This is a genomic window from Nostoc linckia z4 (assembly GCF_002608075.1).
Lineage (GTDB): Bacteria > Cyanobacteriota > Cyanobacteriia > Cyanobacteriales > Nostocaceae > Nostoc > Nostoc linckia.
The window spans coordinates 37,210-54,840 of sequence record NZ_LAHA01000006.1 but is presented as its reverse complement, the minus strand read 5'-3'; the positions used below and the strand labels follow the sequence as shown (position 1 = coordinate 54,840).

Annotated in this window: 16 protein-coding genes; 7 read left to right on the top strand and 9 right to left on the bottom strand. The window is 40.0% G+C overall.

Features of this window, described 5'->3' with window-relative positions:
• Window positions 1-104: 104 nt before the first annotated feature.
• Window positions 105-377, bottom strand: coding sequence for a TatA/E family twin arginine-targeting protein translocase (locus VF06_RS07795; protein WP_099067031.1), 273 nt, complete (start codon window positions 375-377; stop codon window positions 105-107).
• Between the two features lie 452 nt (window positions 378-829).
• Between VF06_RS07795 and VF06_RS07790 the strand changes: the two genes are divergently transcribed.
• A complete protein-coding gene (locus tag VF06_RS07790; protein WP_099067032.1) occupies window positions 830-1,462 on the top strand; it encodes a Uma2 family endonuclease in 633 nt (210 codons plus the stop codon).
• A 359-nt stretch (window positions 1,463-1,821) separates the two neighbouring features.
• Here the strand turns inward: VF06_RS07790 and psbH are convergent, their stop codons facing one another.
• Window positions 1,822-2,025 carry a photosystem II reaction center phosphoprotein PsbH gene (psbH, locus tag VF06_RS07785; RefSeq protein WP_099067033.1) on the bottom strand — a complete coding sequence of 68 codons (204 nt, stop codon included), beginning with the start codon at window positions 2,023-2,025 and terminating at the stop codon, window positions 1,822-1,824.
• Window positions 2,026-2,110: 85 nt separating this feature from the next.
• On the opposite strand from psbH, the gene psbN reads away from it, so the two are divergent.
• Window positions 2,111-2,242, top strand: coding sequence for a photosystem II reaction center protein PsbN (psbN, locus tag VF06_RS07780; RefSeq protein WP_096540744.1), 132 nt, complete (start codon window positions 2,111-2,113; stop codon window positions 2,240-2,242).
• A gap of 62 nt (window positions 2,243-2,304) precedes the next feature.
• Here the strand turns inward: psbN and VF06_RS07775 are convergent, their stop codons facing one another.
• A complete protein-coding gene (locus VF06_RS07775; protein ID WP_099067070.1) occupies window positions 2,305-5,601 on the bottom strand; it encodes an alpha-mannosidase in 3,297 nt (1,098 codons plus the stop codon).
• A 103-nt stretch (window positions 5,602-5,704) separates the two neighbouring features.
• Here VF06_RS07775 and VF06_RS07770 point away from each other — a divergent pair, with 103 nt between their 5' ends.
• The gene (locus tag VF06_RS07770; RefSeq protein ID WP_099067034.1) at window positions 5,705-7,354 is read left to right on the top strand and encodes a hypothetical protein; all 1,650 of its coding nucleotides are present in this window, start codon (window positions 5,705-5,707) and stop codon (window positions 7,352-7,354) included.
• Between the two features lie 356 nt (window positions 7,355-7,710).
• The gene (locus VF06_RS07765) at window positions 7,711-8,007 is read left to right on the top strand and encodes a hypothetical protein (RefSeq protein WP_099067035.1); all 297 of its coding nucleotides are present in this window, start codon (window positions 7,711-7,713) and stop codon (window positions 8,005-8,007) included.
• A gap of 4 nt (window positions 8,008-8,011) precedes the next feature.
• Here the strand turns inward: VF06_RS07765 and VF06_RS07760 are convergent, their stop codons facing one another.
• Window positions 8,012-8,989, bottom strand: a complete 978-nt coding sequence (locus VF06_RS07760) for a lysophospholipid acyltransferase family protein (RefSeq protein ID WP_180267279.1) — start codon at window positions 8,987-8,989, stop codon at window positions 8,012-8,014.
• A 195-nt stretch (window positions 8,990-9,184) separates the two neighbouring features.
• On the opposite strand from VF06_RS07760, the gene VF06_RS07755 reads away from it, so the two are divergent.
• Window positions 9,185-10,078 (top strand): alpha/beta hydrolase, encoded by an 894-nt coding sequence (locus VF06_RS07755; protein ID WP_099067036.1) that lies wholly within the window; start codon window positions 9,185-9,187, stop codon window positions 10,076-10,078.
• A 146-nt stretch (window positions 10,079-10,224) separates the two neighbouring features.
• Here VF06_RS07755 and VF06_RS07750 read toward each other — a convergent pair whose 3' ends face one another.
• Both VF06_RS07750 and mnmE read right to left on the bottom strand, forming a co-directional pair.
• Complete coding sequence (locus tag VF06_RS07750; protein WP_099067037.1) at window positions 10,225-10,728, bottom strand: GNAT family N-acetyltransferase; 504 nt, start codon at window positions 10,726-10,728, stop codon at window positions 10,225-10,227.
• A 228-nt stretch (window positions 10,729-10,956) separates the two neighbouring features.
• On the bottom strand, window positions 10,957-12,351 hold the full coding sequence (gene mnmE, locus VF06_RS07745) for a tRNA uridine-5-carboxymethylaminomethyl(34) synthesis GTPase MnmE (protein WP_099067038.1): 1,395 nt from the start codon (window positions 12,349-12,351) through the stop codon (window positions 10,957-10,959).
• 374 nt (window positions 12,352-12,725) lie between these two features.
• On the opposite strand from mnmE, the gene VF06_RS07740 reads away from it, so the two are divergent.
• Window positions 12,726-12,926: a hypothetical protein gene (locus VF06_RS07740; RefSeq protein ID WP_099067039.1), complete on the top strand. Its 201-nt coding sequence runs from the start codon at window positions 12,726-12,728 to the stop codon at window positions 12,924-12,926.
• 171 nt (window positions 12,927-13,097) lie between these two features.
• Here VF06_RS07740 and VF06_RS07735 read toward each other — a convergent pair whose 3' ends face one another.
• Both VF06_RS07735 and VF06_RS07725 read right to left on the bottom strand, forming a co-directional pair.
• Window positions 13,098-13,775, bottom strand: a complete 678-nt coding sequence (locus VF06_RS07735; RefSeq protein ID WP_099067040.1) for a Uma2 family endonuclease — start codon at window positions 13,773-13,775, stop codon at window positions 13,098-13,100.
• Between the two features lie 816 nt (window positions 13,776-14,591).
• Window positions 14,592-16,220 (bottom strand): mucoidy inhibitor MuiA family protein, encoded by a 1,629-nt coding sequence (locus VF06_RS07725; RefSeq protein ID WP_099067042.1) that lies wholly within the window; start codon window positions 16,218-16,220, stop codon window positions 14,592-14,594.
• A 127-nt stretch (window positions 16,221-16,347) separates the two neighbouring features.
• Between VF06_RS07725 and VF06_RS40450 the strand changes: the two genes are divergently transcribed.
• Window positions 16,348-16,512 (top strand): hypothetical protein, encoded by a 165-nt coding sequence (locus VF06_RS40450; RefSeq protein ID WP_180267277.1) that lies wholly within the window; start codon window positions 16,348-16,350, stop codon window positions 16,510-16,512.
• On the opposite strand, the gene VF06_RS07720 is transcribed toward VF06_RS40450, so the two are convergent.
• Window positions 16,482-17,423: a LysR family transcriptional regulator gene (locus VF06_RS07720; RefSeq protein WP_099067043.1), complete on the bottom strand. Its 942-nt coding sequence runs from the start codon at window positions 17,421-17,423 to the stop codon at window positions 16,482-16,484. The two genes, VF06_RS40450 and VF06_RS07720, sit on opposite strands and share 31 nt — an antisense overlap.
• Window positions 17,424-17,631: the final 208 nt, after the last annotated feature.

Below are 17,631 nucleotides of genomic sequence, written 5' to 3'. Positions count from 1 at the left end.
CTCTGCCAAGAACTGCTTGTTCCCAATGCCCTGTTTGGCCAATGCCCTGTTTGCCCAATGTCCAATGTCCAATAACTACAAAATCCAAAATAGTTATGTTTTTTCTAGCCAACTTGTGAAGAATTAGCAGCGTCGTGCTGTGATTTAGCAGGCTCGATTTGCTTGGGTTCCAATTCTGCGGTAGTTTTTACAGCTTCTTCTAATTGTTCGGCTTCTTTTTGAAACTCACTTTGAAATTCCTTAGAAGCTTCTTGAAAGCTGCGAATTGTTTTGCCGACGCTGCGGCCAATCTCTGGTAACTTCTTTGGGCCAAAGATTAACAGTGCTACTACCATAATTACAGCCATTTCTGGTAGACCGATACCAAATATATTCATTTTTTTATCTCCGATAAATCCTAAAACCACTATATAGACTTACATATTTATGTAGTCTACTCAATAATCGCCTATTATAGAAAGCGATCGCCCCACGAGAAAGTGATGTCTTATGTCACTGACAATTAAAGATTGAGTCTAGTGTAGTGAACCAAGTATTTACAGCATATTGTACCTTGGTGAGGTACAGATAATCGTAGGGGCGCATAGCTATGCGCCCCTATCGGTGTACTTCATTTACTTGAAATTTGCTGTATGTAGAGTTGAGCAACTGTTCGGTTTGCATCTATGTCTAAATTCACTCTCTGCTAGCCAAAATCGCTAAGAACAACCTATGAAACGGAAAAACTAGAACATCAGCGAGTTGAGCCACCAGGCGAACAACAGTGTCAAGCAACAAAACGAGGTCTAAGACTAGCAAGTAATAAAGATGAACTAGGAAGTTACCAACCATGACACAATCTCTACAAAAACTATTTACATTTAATGAATTTTTAGAATTTTTAGAAACACAACCAGAAAATATTCGATATGAATTACATGATGGAGATATTATTCAAATGCCGCCACCATCAGGTAAGCACGAGCTAATTGTAGCTTTTTTAACAGTTATTTTAGGTTATGAATGCCTTCGCCTTAAACTTTTTTACGGTATACCTAAAACCGCTACAGTGAAACCAGGAAATAAAACGTCAGGGTACTATCCAGATGTTTTATTAATGAATTTTTCAAACTTGGGCAATGAACCACTATGGGAAAAACAATCAATCCTTAGTAAACCAGAATCAATACCATTAGTGATTGAAGTAGTCAGTACTAACTGGAGAGATGATTATCATAAAAAGTTTGCTGATTATGAAGAAATGGGTATTCAAGAATATTGGATTGTGGATTATGCAGGTTTGGGTAGCAAAGAGTTGATAGGCGACCCCAAACAGCCAACAATTACAATTTATTATTTAAGTGATGAAGGTGAATATAGAGGAAAACAATTTAGAGGTACAGACTGCATACAATCGCCTACATTTCCCGAATTAAATTTAACTGCTCAACAGATTTTTCAAGCTGGAGGTCTGCCAAATTGACCACAAGCCAATGTAGCCTGTTACTTCCTCTACTTCTTCCGTCTGTTTTCCTTGTGCTAGTAACCATATAATCTGGTATTGACGAGTTTATTAATCAAATCGGACTGCTATAAATGCATGGCTATACTGATTCTTTTTGGCATACTTCTTAGTTCTCATCCTTACTTTTATCATAAGTAATTATCCGAACATGATATGACTCCTGAATTCTGACTTCTGACTTCTGACTTCTGAATTCTGACTCCTGACTCCTGAATTCTGACTCCTGAATTCTGACTCCTGACTTCTTACTGACAAAAAAACCCGGACTAGCCGGGTGTGAGTTCATTCGCGATCCAAATCAGATAAGTGTGTATCAATTAGCGTCCTAAACTCCGCCAATCAACATTCACATCCTGAATCAAGATTGTTTTATTGTAAAGTTGCAGAATAATCAGCAGAAACACAAAAAACAGCAAAATAAAAACAGCCATTACAGGGGTAGTACCCCAACCTGGTGCCACTTTCCCATACTCAGAGTTCAGTGGTCTCAGGATATCTCCCAACCTAGTCCTTTGTGCCATAGTTCACCTAAGATTACTTGCCCAAGCTTTTTTTAATCTTCTGTAATATTCTATAAGAATAGCACTCATAATCAATCTTAAAATTATGGAACCTGCAATAGTTCTTAGCATTTCTGTAGCTGCTGTTTTGATTGCCATTACAGGCTATGGAATTTATACATCTTTTGGCCCTCCCAGTAAGCAGTTGAGCGATCCTTTTGAAGATCATGAAGACTAGATTCGGCATTGGGCATTAATCGGTGGAAAAGCAAGACTGACCACCGACTAAAGAATAGTGCCTTACCCAAGCCTGGGGTTAGTCGCTGGTGTCACCTTGAAACTAGCGATTTTCCAAGGCTGTATTGTCAAGATTTGTTGCCCAGATGAGAATTGGGCAGCATTAGCAGCAGAACGCTCTAACAAATCTACCGTATTTCCGAGAGTTATTCCTAAATCACTTCGCACACATAACTCGGCTGTTTCTCCGTGACATTCATAACACCGCAGAATTAACTCCTGTGGATCATCTTCTGCTGGCTTCAAAGCCATCAAAATCAGATTTGCGGATGACAAATTTAAAAAGCTTGCTGAATGTTGAGTGTTAAACGGCACTTGCTTCATTTGGGGAAACCCCAAGACCGCAGTGGCTCCTGTTAACTGGTGACTGGGGAGTGGGTTTACTATCACTTGTAGGGGTGTATTTAATTCATAGCCATGCTGTACTGTATGGGCTGATTGCCAGGTATTCGGATGAGGATATAAGGCATAGGTGAATTCATGGAAACCTCGGTCGGCTTCGGGGTCTGGCCAATTGGAGCTACGTAGTAATGTGAGGCGTAATTGATTAGGCTTGGCATCGTAACCATATTTACAATCATTGAGTAAACTGATTCCGTATAAACCCTCATTTGTTTCGCTGGTTAAATCAGCCCAACGTAAGGCTGGAAGTTCCCATTTTGCTTGTTCTGCGGGGTTTTGGGGTTTAGTGGTACGGCGAATTGCGCTACAGGGGATTTCATAGGTAGCGAAGTCTGCTTCAATGTTGAGAGGAAAAGCAGCTTTTAGCAATACCTGATTTTCTTGCCAGTTGACTTTAGAGGAAATTTTCAGCACAGGGGAACCAGCTTGGAGAATATAATCTTGGCAAAATTCTGAATTACCCAACTGACGCACCACACGCAGACGATTTTCCACCACCCCTTGTTCTACCCACTCAATAGATTGAAGATTGGTTGCGGGTAAGGGATGTTGGGTATAGTTGGGGTCTATGTTCCAAGCATCCCAATATTGACCGCTATCTTTAAAAGCTTGCAGTTGATTCCCCGCACCATTCAAAACTTCGCGTTGATAAGTTTTGTCAAAAACACTTGATAAATCTCCCGTTTCAGGATTTATGACGACTCGCAGAAATTCATTTTCTAGAACCCATTGTGGGGATGTAGCTTTAGGTTCGTCCAGGGTGGGAGATGAGGGGGAAAGCCAAAAGAGGCGGTAGCCTATGGGTGGGATTTCGGGGGCGAGAAATAGTAAAGTTGATGGTTGAGATAATTGGGAGATAAGCAACTGGCCGGAAGTATCGTAAATTTGCCATTGTTGGGTAGTTGTTGCTGGTGCGGGTAAGGTGATAGAAACTACCTCAGAACGCTGCCAGTTGAGAGAATTGAAAATAAAAATAGGTAAACTATTGGGTTTTGGTGGTTGTGGTAGGGTAATGTGAGATGCGATCGCCTGCAATGATTCTTGTAATATCTTCGTTCCTGTTTGTTGGATTTCTTGCCATTCAACCAAGGCATCTTGATAAACTTGGGTAATGGAAGAACCAGGCAAAATATCGTGAAACTGTTGAAATAACACCTGTTTCCAAGCAACTTCGATTTCGGCTTTGGGATACGTCACACCACAGCTAATGTTTGCCAAAGTTGCAAACAGTTCTGCTTCATACAATAAAGTTTCACAACGACGATTCCAGCGTTTTTGGTCTGCATGGGTAGTGTAGCAGCCACGATGGAATTCCAGGTAGAGTTCGTCATTCCAAGTGGGGAAATGGGGAGGTGGGGAGATGGGGAGATGGGGAGGTGGGGGGGATGAGGAAGAATCATAACTTCTGACTTCTGAATTCTGAATTCTGAATTCTGAATTCTGAATTCTGACTCCTGATTGGATTTGCTGTAAATACTTTTCGGCGGTGGTAAATTCTAAATCTGGGAAGAAGGGGGATTTTTGCCAGCGTTGGGCGGTTTCTAACATATCACGGGTGGGGCCGCCGCCGTGGTCGCCGACACCGGGAAGCCAGAGAGATTCTGGTAAGTTTGTTTGATTTTGCCATTCTAGGGCGTATGATGCCATTTTTATTGGGTCGATGGCTTCACCGATGGTTGCAGACATGAAACTAAATACTTGACTACCATCAGGCGATCGCCACCAAAAAGCACCATAATCAAATTTAGTAGTATCGTTCCAGCGTAACTTTTGGGTGACAAAATACTCAACTCCAGCATTAGCGAAAAACTGCGGTAAAGTTGCACAAAAACCAAAAGAGTCTGGAACCCACACCACAGGGGAAAGTTTGCCAAATTTTTCTTGTATGTATCGCTGACCATACAATAACTGACGCACAATCGATTCACCAGCAATCAAGTTTAGTTCCGGTTCTACCCACATTCCACCGAGAACTTCCCACTTTCCGGCTGCTACTTGTGCTTGAATTGCTTTAAATAAATCCGGGCGATGTTCTTCAATCCAAGCATAAAGCGCCGGAGTGGAATGACAAAAAATTAATTCTGGAAAATCTGCTTGCAACTTTAACACTGATTCAAAAGTGTTTTGTGCTGCATTCCAAGTTTCACTCACAGGCCACAACCATGCTAAATCTAGATGAGCGTGACCAAGCAGGTAGATTTTGGATTTTAGATTTTGGATTTGGGATTGAATTAGATTTTGCCTTAACGACTTTACCCACTCTTTTGGCTTTGCATCTGGACGGTTGGTTATGTTTCTCACTGCTTGTACTAAAACATCCAAGTTTTCTGGTGCAAAGTTTTGCAAATAAAGCTGTAAAACAGCCAACTCATCAGCCACAAAACCCGGATCGGGATTATCATCATCATTAGACTCATAAACAAGGAGCGATCGCACTAAAGCACCATCACAATGTCCCGGACTGACTAGCCGCAATGCAACAATCAATTCTTCCCCCGGCGTTACCTTGCGACTCAACAGCACTCTCGGCGAACAATCAAATAAATCACCCTCCAGCGCTAACTCTCCATTCACATAAATTTCAGCAGCATCAGCCCACCAAAGTAACGCCAGTCGCAAAGATAACCCAGTGAGTGGATAACCATGTAAGTCTTGGGGAACAATTAATTTTTGCCCTAACCATAGAACTTTTTTCCCCCCTGTCCAAGCAATATGTTCCTTTGCGTTCAATTCTACAGGTTGCCAATTAGATAAATTAGCAGCTGTCACATCAGTAATCATCTCGTCAGATTCTCGGTATAACCAAGTAGACTGAAGATTCACCTGAGAAAAAGAGCGTAATTGCTCAATAGCTTCTGAGATTAAATTGGTTTGAGATTCAGAGATAATTTGAGTCATATTTTCGCTAAAATGAGGGCACACAATCATTAACAGTTTGTGGTTTTTATTGTTCGGCGGGAGTCTCACAACTAAACAAGACTCGAACTCAAAAATTACTATTATGTCTTCTGGTTCTTCTGGTCGTTATCAAAGCAGACTATTTAATTTTGTCCACCAGCAATCTCGGCGGTTGACACAACAGTGGGGAAACAGCTTCCGGCATTTACAAGTTGCCACTAAGTGGGGTGTGGAATTGCTACTTTACCCAGTGTATCTACTGTTTCAATCATCTGAAGCAGATGCGAAAACGCTACACACCAAAGAACCACAATCCAGGCTGAATTTACCATCAAATGATACCGATTTTCAGCCAGAGAATCATTTAAATGTTGATACTCCCATTGAGCAGGTATTAGAGACAGTTTATTATCTGTCATCGGAGGAGGTAGTGGCTACTCCGAAACAAAATTCTCAAAGTTTCAATCCTTTGAGCTTTTTGGGAATTTTTTGGCAAAAATCTATCTCTAAAAATTCCACAGACACTAATATTATTCATTCTCCAACTATTACAGATCGTTCCACCGCAAGTATCCAATCTTCGTCCCCAGAAAATTCTCTCAAACAGCATCTTGCAACTATCCAAGGAGTTGCCACTAATTTACTGAATCGGAATTTGGTACTTGTCACCACTGGCAATGAAATACTCGATATTTTAACACCCCAACAGCAGGCAAAACTAGAAGAAAAAATTATTAATGAAGTTGCTCGTTACTGGCAGTCTTGGCGATTAATTCAAGCTCAAAAAGACCAAGAATTATTACCACAAATTGATGGTTTATTGGCAAAATTAACTGGAGAAAATCCGGTTAAAATACCGATTCTACCAGGCACAACATCAAACAATTCACTCAACTCCAGCAAATTATTCACATTTTTAGATTTAGCTGTTGCCACAGTAGAATCAAAGGCTTTAATACCCGTTCAACAAGGTAGCCAAAAAATTATCCAAGTAGCCCAAACTCAGTTAAATGTATTTATCTATGGAAAAGAACAGTTAACTGCTAAGGGAAAAATGGCAGTTGCCGCAGACGATATAGAAACTCATACATTCAATGTCCAGGCTTTAATTGAAGCTGCGCTAAATTACTTTTTTGGCGTTAGGAATCGAAAAACACTGGAATCAACAATTGCTGACAACCAGCAAAATAGATTATTATTTAGTTACCCAAAAAAAGCTTTATTTAAAAACCGTAACCTGCCAAACCAGGATTTAACAAACGATCCTTGGTTAACGTGGAGTGACTTGTTTGGCAATGGCGAAAAAGTTACTGAAAAAGCAGTTCCAATTCCTGAAAACACAACTCCTGCTTTAGCTGCAAGTTTATCAACAGGGATTTTCTGGCCAAAAAATTTACATCGACAACAGCCGAAAGCCAAATCAGAATTAGTACAAAGGAAAAAAATAACTCGTCATCTCACCTCAATTCGCAAAACATTTGCAAAAGTTACCTCTTTCCAAAAAACTCAAAAGGCGATTTCGCAAGTTCATAGCAAAACTCATAAAGGGGAAATTTCTCAACAGCGGTTTTCTCAAACCACCGAAGTTGAAGCACAGCCAGACTGGATAGAAACCAAAGCAACTACAATGGGTTATGAAAAACATCCTCTAGAGAAAATTCTAGAATGGCTCGATGCTGTTATTCTTTGGTTAGAAGAAATATTTGCGAAGCTTTTTCAATCGTTACAACGAGTGTGGCAAGGCAATAAATAATTCGTAATTTGTAGTAAAGATAGTGGCGTGGTAAGCCTTTAATGTTGCAAGCAAATTTCTTGTGGTGTAAGCTCTCTAGCCCGCCCCGGACGGGCGAGACGCCCATCCCACAAGAGTCAAGATCGTGTACTTAACAGGGAACAGGGTTAAAAGCTGATTAACATATAGCTTTGTTCTGAAAACTTGTATCTCAGTTACCTGCAATATGCTGTATGTAAAAATGATATTTGATTTTTGACAAAAAACTTAGTATAATTTTAATCCTTTTTATTTATTCCCTCGTTCCCTTTTGAAGATGTCCACTTCTCAATTTGGACGAAGTTTATATAGTTTAGTGTTAAATATACTTTAATAAAGTGAAAGTTATTGTTTACTCGAAATATTTCAATTTCAAAAATCCACTAGATAAACCAAAGATTGAAACTTTTGTGGTGGATGTACCGCAAATTCCTCAAGTAGGTGAAACAATTGTTGTTGAAAGAATTTCACCCCAAAAGCAGTTTGTGATTATTTTTGAGTATATTGTGACAGCAGTTCAGTTTAATGCTTCTAAAGAATCGGCTGATTCAGCAGATGCTCAAGTAAGTGCATTTTTAAATCACTGTTGGGAGGGAACATCAAATTTCAAGATTACCAAATTTTTAGAAAAGTGATTTTTCACCACAACATATGATTGAGGAAATGACGTAGAGGTTTTAAGCCTGTTGGTTCCTGATAATTAGTTGGTAATAAACTCAGCATGGCTTTTTCTAGAGTTTGCAAAGCCACCTCTACTTCTTGGCGTTTTGGTCTGGTTGTGGAAGGAAATTGTAATGGTTCGCCTATCCTTATAGTTAATTTTTTTCTCAAATAAAGGTCATGAGTGCCAATGAGTGCAATGGGAATAATTGGTACGCCACCACGCAAAGCATAAATTATAGTGCCACGCTTTAATGGCAGATGCAATTGAGCTTCAACTGTTCCCAATTTTCCTTCAGGAAACAGAATCATGCCATCACCACGAGCTAAAATTGCTAAAATAATGCGGTCTATTTGTCGCAATGTGTGTATATCTTCCCCTGTGGGTACTGTGTGTTCGATCGCTGCGGCTAAATCGATTAAATCTTCTCTTCCTGCTTTAGCCGCTTCCATCACAGCTAGTTCTTCTTTCCATATCCTTTTGAGAGGAATTACACCTCCGGCAAAACCCAGGATGAAGCGCTTCCACCACTTATTATAAAGAGTACGAGCATCGCCAAGAATATAGTAATAGGGTTGGGTGGGAAGTTCCGCTAATAGAAGTAATGGATCGATATGGTGGAGATGGTTAACGGCTAAGATTGCTGGTTGTTGGGGTATCCTGTTGCGGTGTTCGACTTCCACTTGGAATAAAATACGAATGAGCGATCGCAATACAAATTGACGCACCCAAGGATTGACTCTAGGTTCACAATTTTCTTGATGTGTGGCTTCTAGACAATTGAGTGCTTCCTGAATAATTTGACGAACAGCGCCATCGCCAGCTGCGGCTAAACCTTCCTTTACGCGCTTAATACTCGCATCGGTTACAGGCGCTAAAATCTGTGATTGCGTATTATTTTCTTGCTGATGACTCGATGTCAAAAGATTGTCGATGGGAAATTTGGGATTTTGCATTGACCGCACCGATAAACCTATGGCGGCTGTGTCTGCATTCATCCTAGCAAAATCTCTCAAAAATCAAGCTCATACGGTTTTGTTTCGTAACTTCCGTTAAACATAGTAATTCTTCCTGAAGATAGAAGCGATTTTCTTGACAATGTACCTTGATAACTAGTAGTTAATTGGTAACAACGGTAACAAATTAATCTCATGAGCCACTATCAAGCAGATACATTTGAAGGTGCAGGAAAGTTAAAACTGTATTACCAAAGTTGGTATCCAGAAGAAAAGGTAAAGGCGATATTAGCGATCGTACATGGATTGGGGGCGCACAGCGATCGCTACGATAACTTAATTAAACATTTTATACCCAAGCAATACGCTATCTACGGTTTTGATTTGCGCGGTCATGGACGTTCCCCTGGTCAACGAGGCTACATTAATGGTTGGAGTGAGTTTCGTGAAGATTTGCGAGCTTTTTTAGAATTAATTAAAACCCAAAACCCAGGAAAGCCAATTTTTCTTTTAGGTCATAGCTTAGGCTCAGTGATTGTTTTGGATTATGCTCTGCGTTATCCCCAACAACCATCTACATTGCAAGGTGTAATTACCTTAGCACCAGCTTTAGGAAAAGTCGGAGTATCAAAAACCCGGTTACTTATAGGAAAACTGCTTTCCCGTATTTGGCCGCGTTTTACTTTAAACACAGGACTAGATCTTTCCGGTGGTTCGCGGGATGAGAAAATTTTAGCTGCTTATGCTCAAGATTCTTTGCGCCACACCAGAGGTAGTGCGCGTCTAGCTACAGAATTCTTTGCTACTGTTGATTGGGTTAATGCCCATGCTAGTGATTGGCAATTACCATTGTTGATACTCCACGGTGGAGCAGACCGAGTAACTCTACCTGAAGGAGGAAAAATTTTTTATCAGCGTGTGAGTTACTCGGATAAATCTAGAATCGAGTATCCAGGTGCTTATCACGAACTACAAAACGACTTGAATTATCAAGAAGTACTAGCTGATTTAGAAAATTGGTTAGAGCGACATTTAACATCTAAAACAGCACTGGGAGGAGAAAGTATTAATTTGGAGTTTCCTATGTAGGAAAGCAATTACAGTGTCAGGGGGGATTAGTACGCTATCGCTCGTAATGACGAAATTACGTTATTTTTGCGTAAGTCTTGTTTTTATTGATAGCAGCAATAAATGGCATTTTATGTTCTGATTCAGTAACGCCAAAATTATTGATACTAGCTTGTTTGTTGAGGTATTTCATATTCGTAGCGAGAGACAAAAAAAGCACCAACTTGTCTGTCACTGTGATAGCGAAAACCAAAGCTTTCATATACTGTTCTCAGCTGCGGACGCGAAGCTTCACAATCCAAACGTAAGTAAAGTTTACCAAGTGTTTGTGCGCGTTCAACAGCCCAAGCTAGTAATGCCGAGGAGACTTTCCCGCCAGAATAACGTCGTCGGACTGCAAGACGATGTACAAATGCTGACTCTTGTTGGGGGATGTCCGGCCAGAAAACTAAATCTTCTAGTTGAAACTTGATTGTACCAGCTGGTTCACCCGCCCACTCAGCAATGAAAAACAAACCATTAGCAACATCTTCAGAGATATATTCTGGTGAAAGTTCGCTATCATGCCACAAAGGTATACCACGCTGCTGGAGCCACAAAGCTGCTTCTAATAAGATATCTGAGACTATAACAGTATCTTGTATAGTTGCTTGGCGAATTGAGATGTACATTTAGTTATTAATTATAAGCTCGATTAAATGACAGTCAAATCTATAACAATCCCAAATAATTTGTGAAATATTACATGTTAGATTTGTTGACTGTTAACAGTTGACAGTTAATAGTCAAAATCGATATTTCTCACAAATGAAATAGGATTTTTATATCTGTATCAATATAATTAGAGATATTATACATTAAATCAATTATACATTTTGATTTTTCAACATATTTTAATTTTATTTGCCAATGCAAAATCTACTAAAAATCCTATCTAAAACTGATTCTGTAACTTCTTCTCCAGTAATTTCTCCTAGTGCTTGAATTGCACCGCGTAAGTCAATTGTCCAAAAATCAAGAGGTAACTGTTGCTCAATAGTTGCTTGTACCTGTTGCAAGGAGATTTTGGCTTGGGTTAAGGCTGCTGCTTGCCTTTGGTTAATGGCTAAATCCATATCGGCAGCTTGGATTTTTTCAGCTTTAACTATTTCTAAAATAGCTGTTTCTAAAGCATCAATACCTTGATTTTTAGCAGCTGAGGTAAAAATTTGAGATTTGCCATCTGGTATTTGAGAGTGAAGATTTTTGCTTTGACTTTCTTGTACTAAATCAATTTTATTAATCACTAAAATTAACGGACGGTGTTGCACTTGTTGGTAAATTTCTTCATCGTCTTGAGTCCAACCTGCTGAAGCGTCAATGGCGAGCAAGACTAAATCAGCTGCATTTGCCGCACGGCGCGATCGCTCCACGCCTATTTTTTCTACTTGGTCTGTTGTTTCCCGAATTCCCGCAGTATCAAGCACCTGCACGGGAATTCCCCCCACAACTAACTGGGATTCCACCACATCGCGGGTCGTACCGGGTAAATCTGTGACAATGGCGCGATCGCTCTGGCTCCAAGCATTCAATAAACTCGATTTACCCACATTCGGACGCCCGACAATTGCCACTTTTAACCCAGTGCGTAATAATTCACCTTTGTCTTTGGTTGCCAACAACTGAGAAATTTCTGCGGCAATTTTCTCAATTTCTGATATTATTCCCTTATCATCCAGCGGAGGAAGGTCTTCCTCAAAATCAATTCGAGCTTCGATTTCCGCCAAAATATCCAAACAGTTAGCGCGTAACTGCCGGATTGGATGAGCTAATTTTCCTTGCAAACCAGCTAAGGCAGTTTGGGCAGCTTGGGGCGATTTCGCTCCCACCAAATCAGCAATACCTTCAGCTTGAGTTAAATCCAATCGCCCATTCAAAAAGGCGCGGAGGGTAAATTCTCCCGGTTGAGCCAACCTTGCACCATTTTCCAAACACAGTTGTAACACCTGCTGCACTGCCATAATTCCCCCGTGGCAATGAAATTCCACCACATCTTCACGGGTGTAAGAACGGGGTGCTTTCATAATCAGCAATAAAGCTTCATCGACCAATTGTTGCGTCTGGGGATGCCGGATGTAACCGTAAAGAATCCGGTGAGTCTGCCAAACTTGTCGCCCTGGTGTGTGAAACAGAGTTTTAGCAATGGACATTGCTTGGTCACCAGATACCCGCACAATCCCCACACTACCCTGTTGGGGGACAACAGCAGTGGCTATGGCGGCTATAGTTCCAGTAGTGGCAAAGAGTTGGGACATCAGGGGTTTCTATGAGAGTGAAAAGTTTAGCACTTAGGAGTAAAAATCATAACTCACGTCTGATGTGAATTATCCAAATCAAGGAAATATCAAGGATTGTGCGCCCTGTAGAGACGTTGCAATGCAACGTCTCTACAACGATAAATCAAGGGTTTTAGTGTCTAATCCACATAATGCGTAACTCATAACTCCTCACTCCTAACTCCTAACTTTCTAAATGGTTCACTCCTAACTCCTAACTTTCTAAATGGTAAGTATTTAGACCATTGGGATGGCAACAGCCAAGGTAAAATTTATTTGGAAGCTAATGTTTGAAAATTAAGAAGTTAGGAGTTGAAATTATAACTCATAACTTTTAGAGAGAGGAATTCACTGTGGAGCAAAAAATTAACTGCGCTGTAGCCTGTGTTAACGGCTGCGTTTTAGGGGATAAATGCCCTAATATTGAGTTTAGAGAAGCAGCTGCCAAATTTGTTGAAGAGACTTCTTTAGACAAAATGTTGGAAATGGCTGAAGAACGTCTGCGAAGAAAAATGACGGAACCGCCAAAATGGGTTTTTCCTGAAGAACCCTAGCAATCAATTTTGGATTTTGGATTGCGGATTTTGGATTGAAATATATCACTCTAAGGGATTGAGGATCTTAAATTTTGGATGCAACGATTTGTTCCACAAACTAGGGGCGAAGTATCTAACAAAATGATTTTTAATCTAAAATCTAAAATCTAAAATCTAAAATTGCCACTGTTAAATACTATCTGGATCTATATTTAATTCTCGCAGTTTTGCTGCAAGGCGATCGCTACGTTGCTTTTCCAGTTCCGCCTGTTGTGCAACTTCTTCTGGTGCTGGAATTAGTTTTCCTTCAGGCGTAAAAAATCGTAATTTTTCCCTATCAATCCCCAAATATAACTCTAATTGCTGACTCCACAACCAACCTTGAGGATTAGGTTCCAACGGTTGATACTTACCAGCTAGCAAAACAAACCCAGCGAATTCTAAATTATTGGGATCAAACCAAAAATATTCTGGTGTACGAAATATATCTTGGTAAATTTGTTTTTTCAAGCCTTTATCAGTTGCTGCCGTGGAATCTGATAGCAGTTCTACAATGAGGTTGGGATATTTGCCATCTTCTTCCCAGACAACCCAGCTTTTACGAGGTTTGCGTTCAGTCCCCTGCACTACAAAAAAATCTGGGCCTCGGAAATTTTCTGATTTGAGTTGGCGTGGACTGTAGTAGATGGTGAGATTACCCGATGCATAGAAATCGTTGCGATTTCGCCACAACCACTCCAAGCATTGAATCAGCAATGTCATTTGTAGCCGATGTAAGTCAGTTTCCAAAGGCGGTTCGTCACTATATAAATCCCCTGGGGGAAATATAACATCTTCTGGGCTTGCTAAATTTTCAACGACAGACATGGTAGGAAGTGTCTTAGTGTTATAAGTTTAGCGTAGCAGTTAGAAAGATAGACGATTAGCAACTTATTATTAGATATATCAGGTATTATAAAGTATTTCTGTAGGAATATAAACATGAATCGATGAGACAAGGTGATATCAAGTTTGACCGATTACTTATAATAAAATCTATCAATGTAGGTTGGGTTGAACAACTGTGAAACCCAACATGAATGTCGATTAAGTGTTGGGTTTCGTTCCTCAACCAACCTACAGATATTATAAGTATTTAACTAAACATCATATGACACATTAGCCAAGCATTCCGATGCAGTTTTTGGCTATGCCATAAGAACACATTTAGTATTTAGTCTGAATAGCAAGATCGCCAATTTCTTTGATTGCATCCCAATCAATTGCAGCAACCCACAAGTTTTCTTCAAGTATTTCTGTAGTCTTTCTTCCTTAGTACCTTGCTTGATGGCTTCCAGTATTTGATCTCTTTTTTCACTACTACTTAGTTCAGAAGCAGAGATTTCTGTGAACAGAAGATATGCTTTAATCTGATTCTGAATATATGCTTCAATGCGATTCTTTCGATTATCCCAATTCTCCATCATGCTTTTTAATATTTAGTTTTTTAGATAAAAATGCCTGAATTCACAATAACTAACAATAACGTCTCCGTCAATTTGTGCGTTTGCTAAAAAATATGTGCATATCAAACATTGCAAATGCTGAAAGCAAATACAGAGAAAAAAGCAAGTACAGATTTATATTTATCAAGTTCAGGTTCAGTATACTCTGTTAAATTTAAATCATTGTTAGTGACGCTGTTTAAATATCCAACCCAACCACCGTTAACTCTGGTGGATGTTCAACATTAAACTGGTAATATATCTCTCGCCGCTCTTGTGGTGCAAGAGTTAATTGCCATTCTAAAATACCCATTTCCCCAAGTTGAATTTGCGGGTTAGAACGAATCAAACGCACTTTAATTTGTTCGTTGCGGCTAACAGGTAATTGTTCAGTTACTTGTAAATTTGCTGCTTTATCAAGTAAGTTAGTAATTATCAACCGATAGCTATAATTAATCCGCCGCTGGTTGCCAATTAATTTTTTATCTACCAGACGTTCAACTAAATCGCGTTCAATTTTTAAACCTTCATCAATTCCTAAATTAAGTTTAAATTCTTGCCCTGGTGCAATATTATCTAATCTAGTAGCACCAATAAAAACATTGTTGCGAAAAATATTTGCTTTGCCTGGTAACAAAGTCGCACCGTTGGGACTATTTTTCACATTCGCTTGCAGATAAGCAAAACTTACCAAGCGCGGCATTGCCACATAATCAAAATTACAAGGATAATCATCATTAAATATTGTTGTTTTATGTGGTGCGCCATCACTGGGAATATTACCGCCACCATTTAATTTAAAGGTAACTACACTTCCTTCTTTCGATACTTCTGCTGTAACACTTTCTGCTGCTATGAAACTATCCTCTGTAACTTCTTCTTCTTCTTCTTGTATATCGGCTCTGGCTGCGGCAGGTGGAGGTGGTATGCTGGGCAGTAGTGGTGGATGTGCGGCAAATCGTTGTCGTGCTATTTGTGGACGTAGACTATCAATATACCAAGGTTGAAGTTTGGGTGGAAGTGTACCCAATCCGGGTTTTGCAGTAGAAAGAGTGAGACTTGCACCAATCCAATCTTCGCCGCTGCTTTGAGTAATTTCTGCCAGGTAACTCAAATGCACAATATCGCTCGTAGTGCTAAAGCGCAAGTCATATAATGGAGTCCAACTGGCGCGATTCACCAAATATGATACTTCCAGTTCAAATTCGCCTTCACCAGCAACTTCAACTGCTACAACTAAGCTCAAACTTTCTTTGGGATGGGGTGTTTGGATTTTTTGCAATGAGGTATGGAGTGCTTGCAATTGTTTATCTAATTCCTGCTGTTGGGCTTTGCATTCTCCAGAACCAATGGCATATTCACTATACTGGCTACCAAGAAAGTTGAGAAAATCCAAAGTTTCGCTCAGACTCAGATTTTTTCGCGATAAACTCTGGGAAAAAGGTTCTTCTGTTTTTTCCCGTAAGCCTTCGATAAACCTAGATTGCAATGCCAAAGCATCAATTTGGGCTTGCAGGTGGCGTTTTTCGGCTTCTAGTTGCTGAATTTGCCTAGTCAAATGTGCTACACGTTCTGCCACAGGTTCAGTAGTGTAAATGCGATCGCTACTCACTCCCAGCAACCGCACTCCCACCGTACCATTACCGCTAACCCTTACAGACTCAGATTCTAGAGTTACTGGCACTGGGGTAATTACTAATTCCCGTTCTATTCCTATTAAAGAAACTACACCCCGTCGTGTCACCAATGCTCTATCAGCGTAGACTGTAACAGCAACAATCTCACTTTGTACTGTTTTGCGCCAAGACTGTATTTCCGGGTTAACCACCGTTAGTTTTCCCCCATTTTGAATGGTTCGCTGGTTAATTTTTAATGTTTCCTGGCCTGAGCGTCAACCCCTTGGGGAATTGAAAATTAAAAATCCATCGTGGGAGATGGGGCATGGGGGATAGGGCATGGAACATGGGGCAGAGGAGGAGAGTTCAAAGATTCATTCACAAATATCAAATATTCGTCGCCGAGTATTAAACTCATCCAACATTCCCCATACCCAATGCCCCATGCCCTATGCCCTATGCCCAATATATATTTATCTGTTACCTGCTTCAACTGCACTATAAATATAAGTAGCGTTTTGCTCTACGATATTTTTGGCCGCAGCTAGTAAATAATCATAATAAGCACGAGCAACAATAGATAGCTGTTTCCCAGATGGATACACCATGTACCAATTTCGGTGAATGGGGAAATGTTGGACATCTAAAATGCTGAACTGTGAAGCGTCCAATAGTAAAGTATGACGAGATAAAACAGAAATTCCTAAACCACCGACGATCGCTTGTTTAATTGCTTCGTTACTTCCCAATTCCAACTTAACTTTTACCTTCACAGCTTGTTCGTCAAATAAGCTTTGCACAGCACGACGGGTTCCGGAACCTGGTTCCCGCATAATAAAAGGTTCTTCAGCTAGGCGGTGTATGGGAATATTTTTCTCATGGGATAAAGGATGATTTATTGGGGCAAAAACTATTAAAGGATTTTCTAAAAATGGTTGGCAAGTTATATCCATATTCTCTGGAATTTGACTCATAATATATAAGTCATCCAGATTTTGAGACATCCGTTCTAAAATTTGTTCGTGATTCGTCACTTGTAATGAGATATCAATACCTGGATAAAGTTCGCAAAACTTCCCTAACAAACGTGGTATAAAATATTTCGCTGTTGTAATCACTGCCAACTTTAGTTGTCCTTGTTTTAGCCCTTTTAAATCTGCCACTTTCATTTCAAACTGGGCTATATTATCAAAAATTTGCCGACAAGTGGCATATAATTCTCTTCCTGCCTCCGTCAAATATAACCGCTTACCTACCTGCTCAAATAATGGTAACCCTACCGATTTTGTCAATTGCTTAATCTGCATGGAAACGGTAGGTTGGGTGAGAAATAATTCCTCAGCAGCACGAGTAAAGCTACTGTGCCGTGCCGCTGCCTCGAAGACTTTTAATTGGTGCAGCGTCGCTTGATTCAAGGGTAGTTCTCCTGTAAATAGCGATTCATAGATATATATCTAGTATTACTGAACAGCGGTCAATGATGTAGCGATGGTTATAGAAACTGATGAGTTTTATTAATTATAGATAAAACTCTATTATCGCTATTAGTAGAAAAATATTTGACTTATGGATTGAAGAAGCTATTATCAGAACAATAAGAAAAGCGTAAGATGCCTTCTAGCA

What these genes read in the sequence shown, in the direction of transcription:
- VF06_RS40450 (WP_180267277.1), top strand. Translation starts at nt 16,348, where the DNA reads ATGGAACATGGGGCAGAGGAGGAGAGTTCAAAGATTCATTCACAAATA.
- VF06_RS07795 (WP_099067031.1), bottom strand. Translation starts at nt 377, where the DNA reads ATGAATATATTTGGTATCGGTCTACCAGAAATGGCTGTAATTATGGTA.
- VF06_RS07735 (WP_099067040.1), bottom strand. Translation starts at nt 13,775, where the DNA reads ATGTCTGTCGTTGAAAATTTAGCAAGCCCAGAAGATGTTATATTTCCC.
- VF06_RS07775 (WP_099067070.1), bottom strand. Translation starts at nt 5,601, where the DNA reads ATGACTCAAATTATCTCTGAATCTCAAACCAATTTAATCTCAGAAGCT.
- VF06_RS07755 (WP_099067036.1), top strand. Translation starts at nt 9,185, where the DNA reads ATGAGCCACTATCAAGCAGATACATTTGAAGGTGCAGGAAAGTTAAAA.
- VF06_RS07770 (WP_099067034.1), top strand. Translation starts at nt 5,705, where the DNA reads ATGTCTTCTGGTTCTTCTGGTCGTTATCAAAGCAGACTATTTAATTTT.
- VF06_RS07760 (WP_180267279.1), bottom strand. Translation starts at nt 8,989, where the DNA reads ATGCAAAATCCCAAATTTCCCATCGACAATCTTTTGACATCGAGTCAT.
- psbN (WP_096540744.1), top strand. Translation starts at nt 2,111, where the DNA reads ATGGAACCTGCAATAGTTCTTAGCATTTCTGTAGCTGCTGTTTTGATT.
- VF06_RS07790 (WP_099067032.1), top strand. Translation starts at nt 830, where the DNA reads ATGACACAATCTCTACAAAAACTATTTACATTTAATGAATTTTTAGAA.
- mnmE (WP_099067038.1), bottom strand. Translation starts at nt 12,351, where the DNA reads ATGTCCCAACTCTTTGCCACTACTGGAACTATAGCCGCCATAGCCACT.
- psbH (WP_099067033.1), bottom strand. Translation starts at nt 2,025, where the DNA reads ATGGCACAAAGGACTAGGTTGGGAGATATCCTGAGACCACTGAACTCT.
- VF06_RS07750 (WP_099067037.1), bottom strand. Translation starts at nt 10,728, where the DNA reads ATGTACATCTCAATTCGCCAAGCAACTATACAAGATACTGTTATAGTC.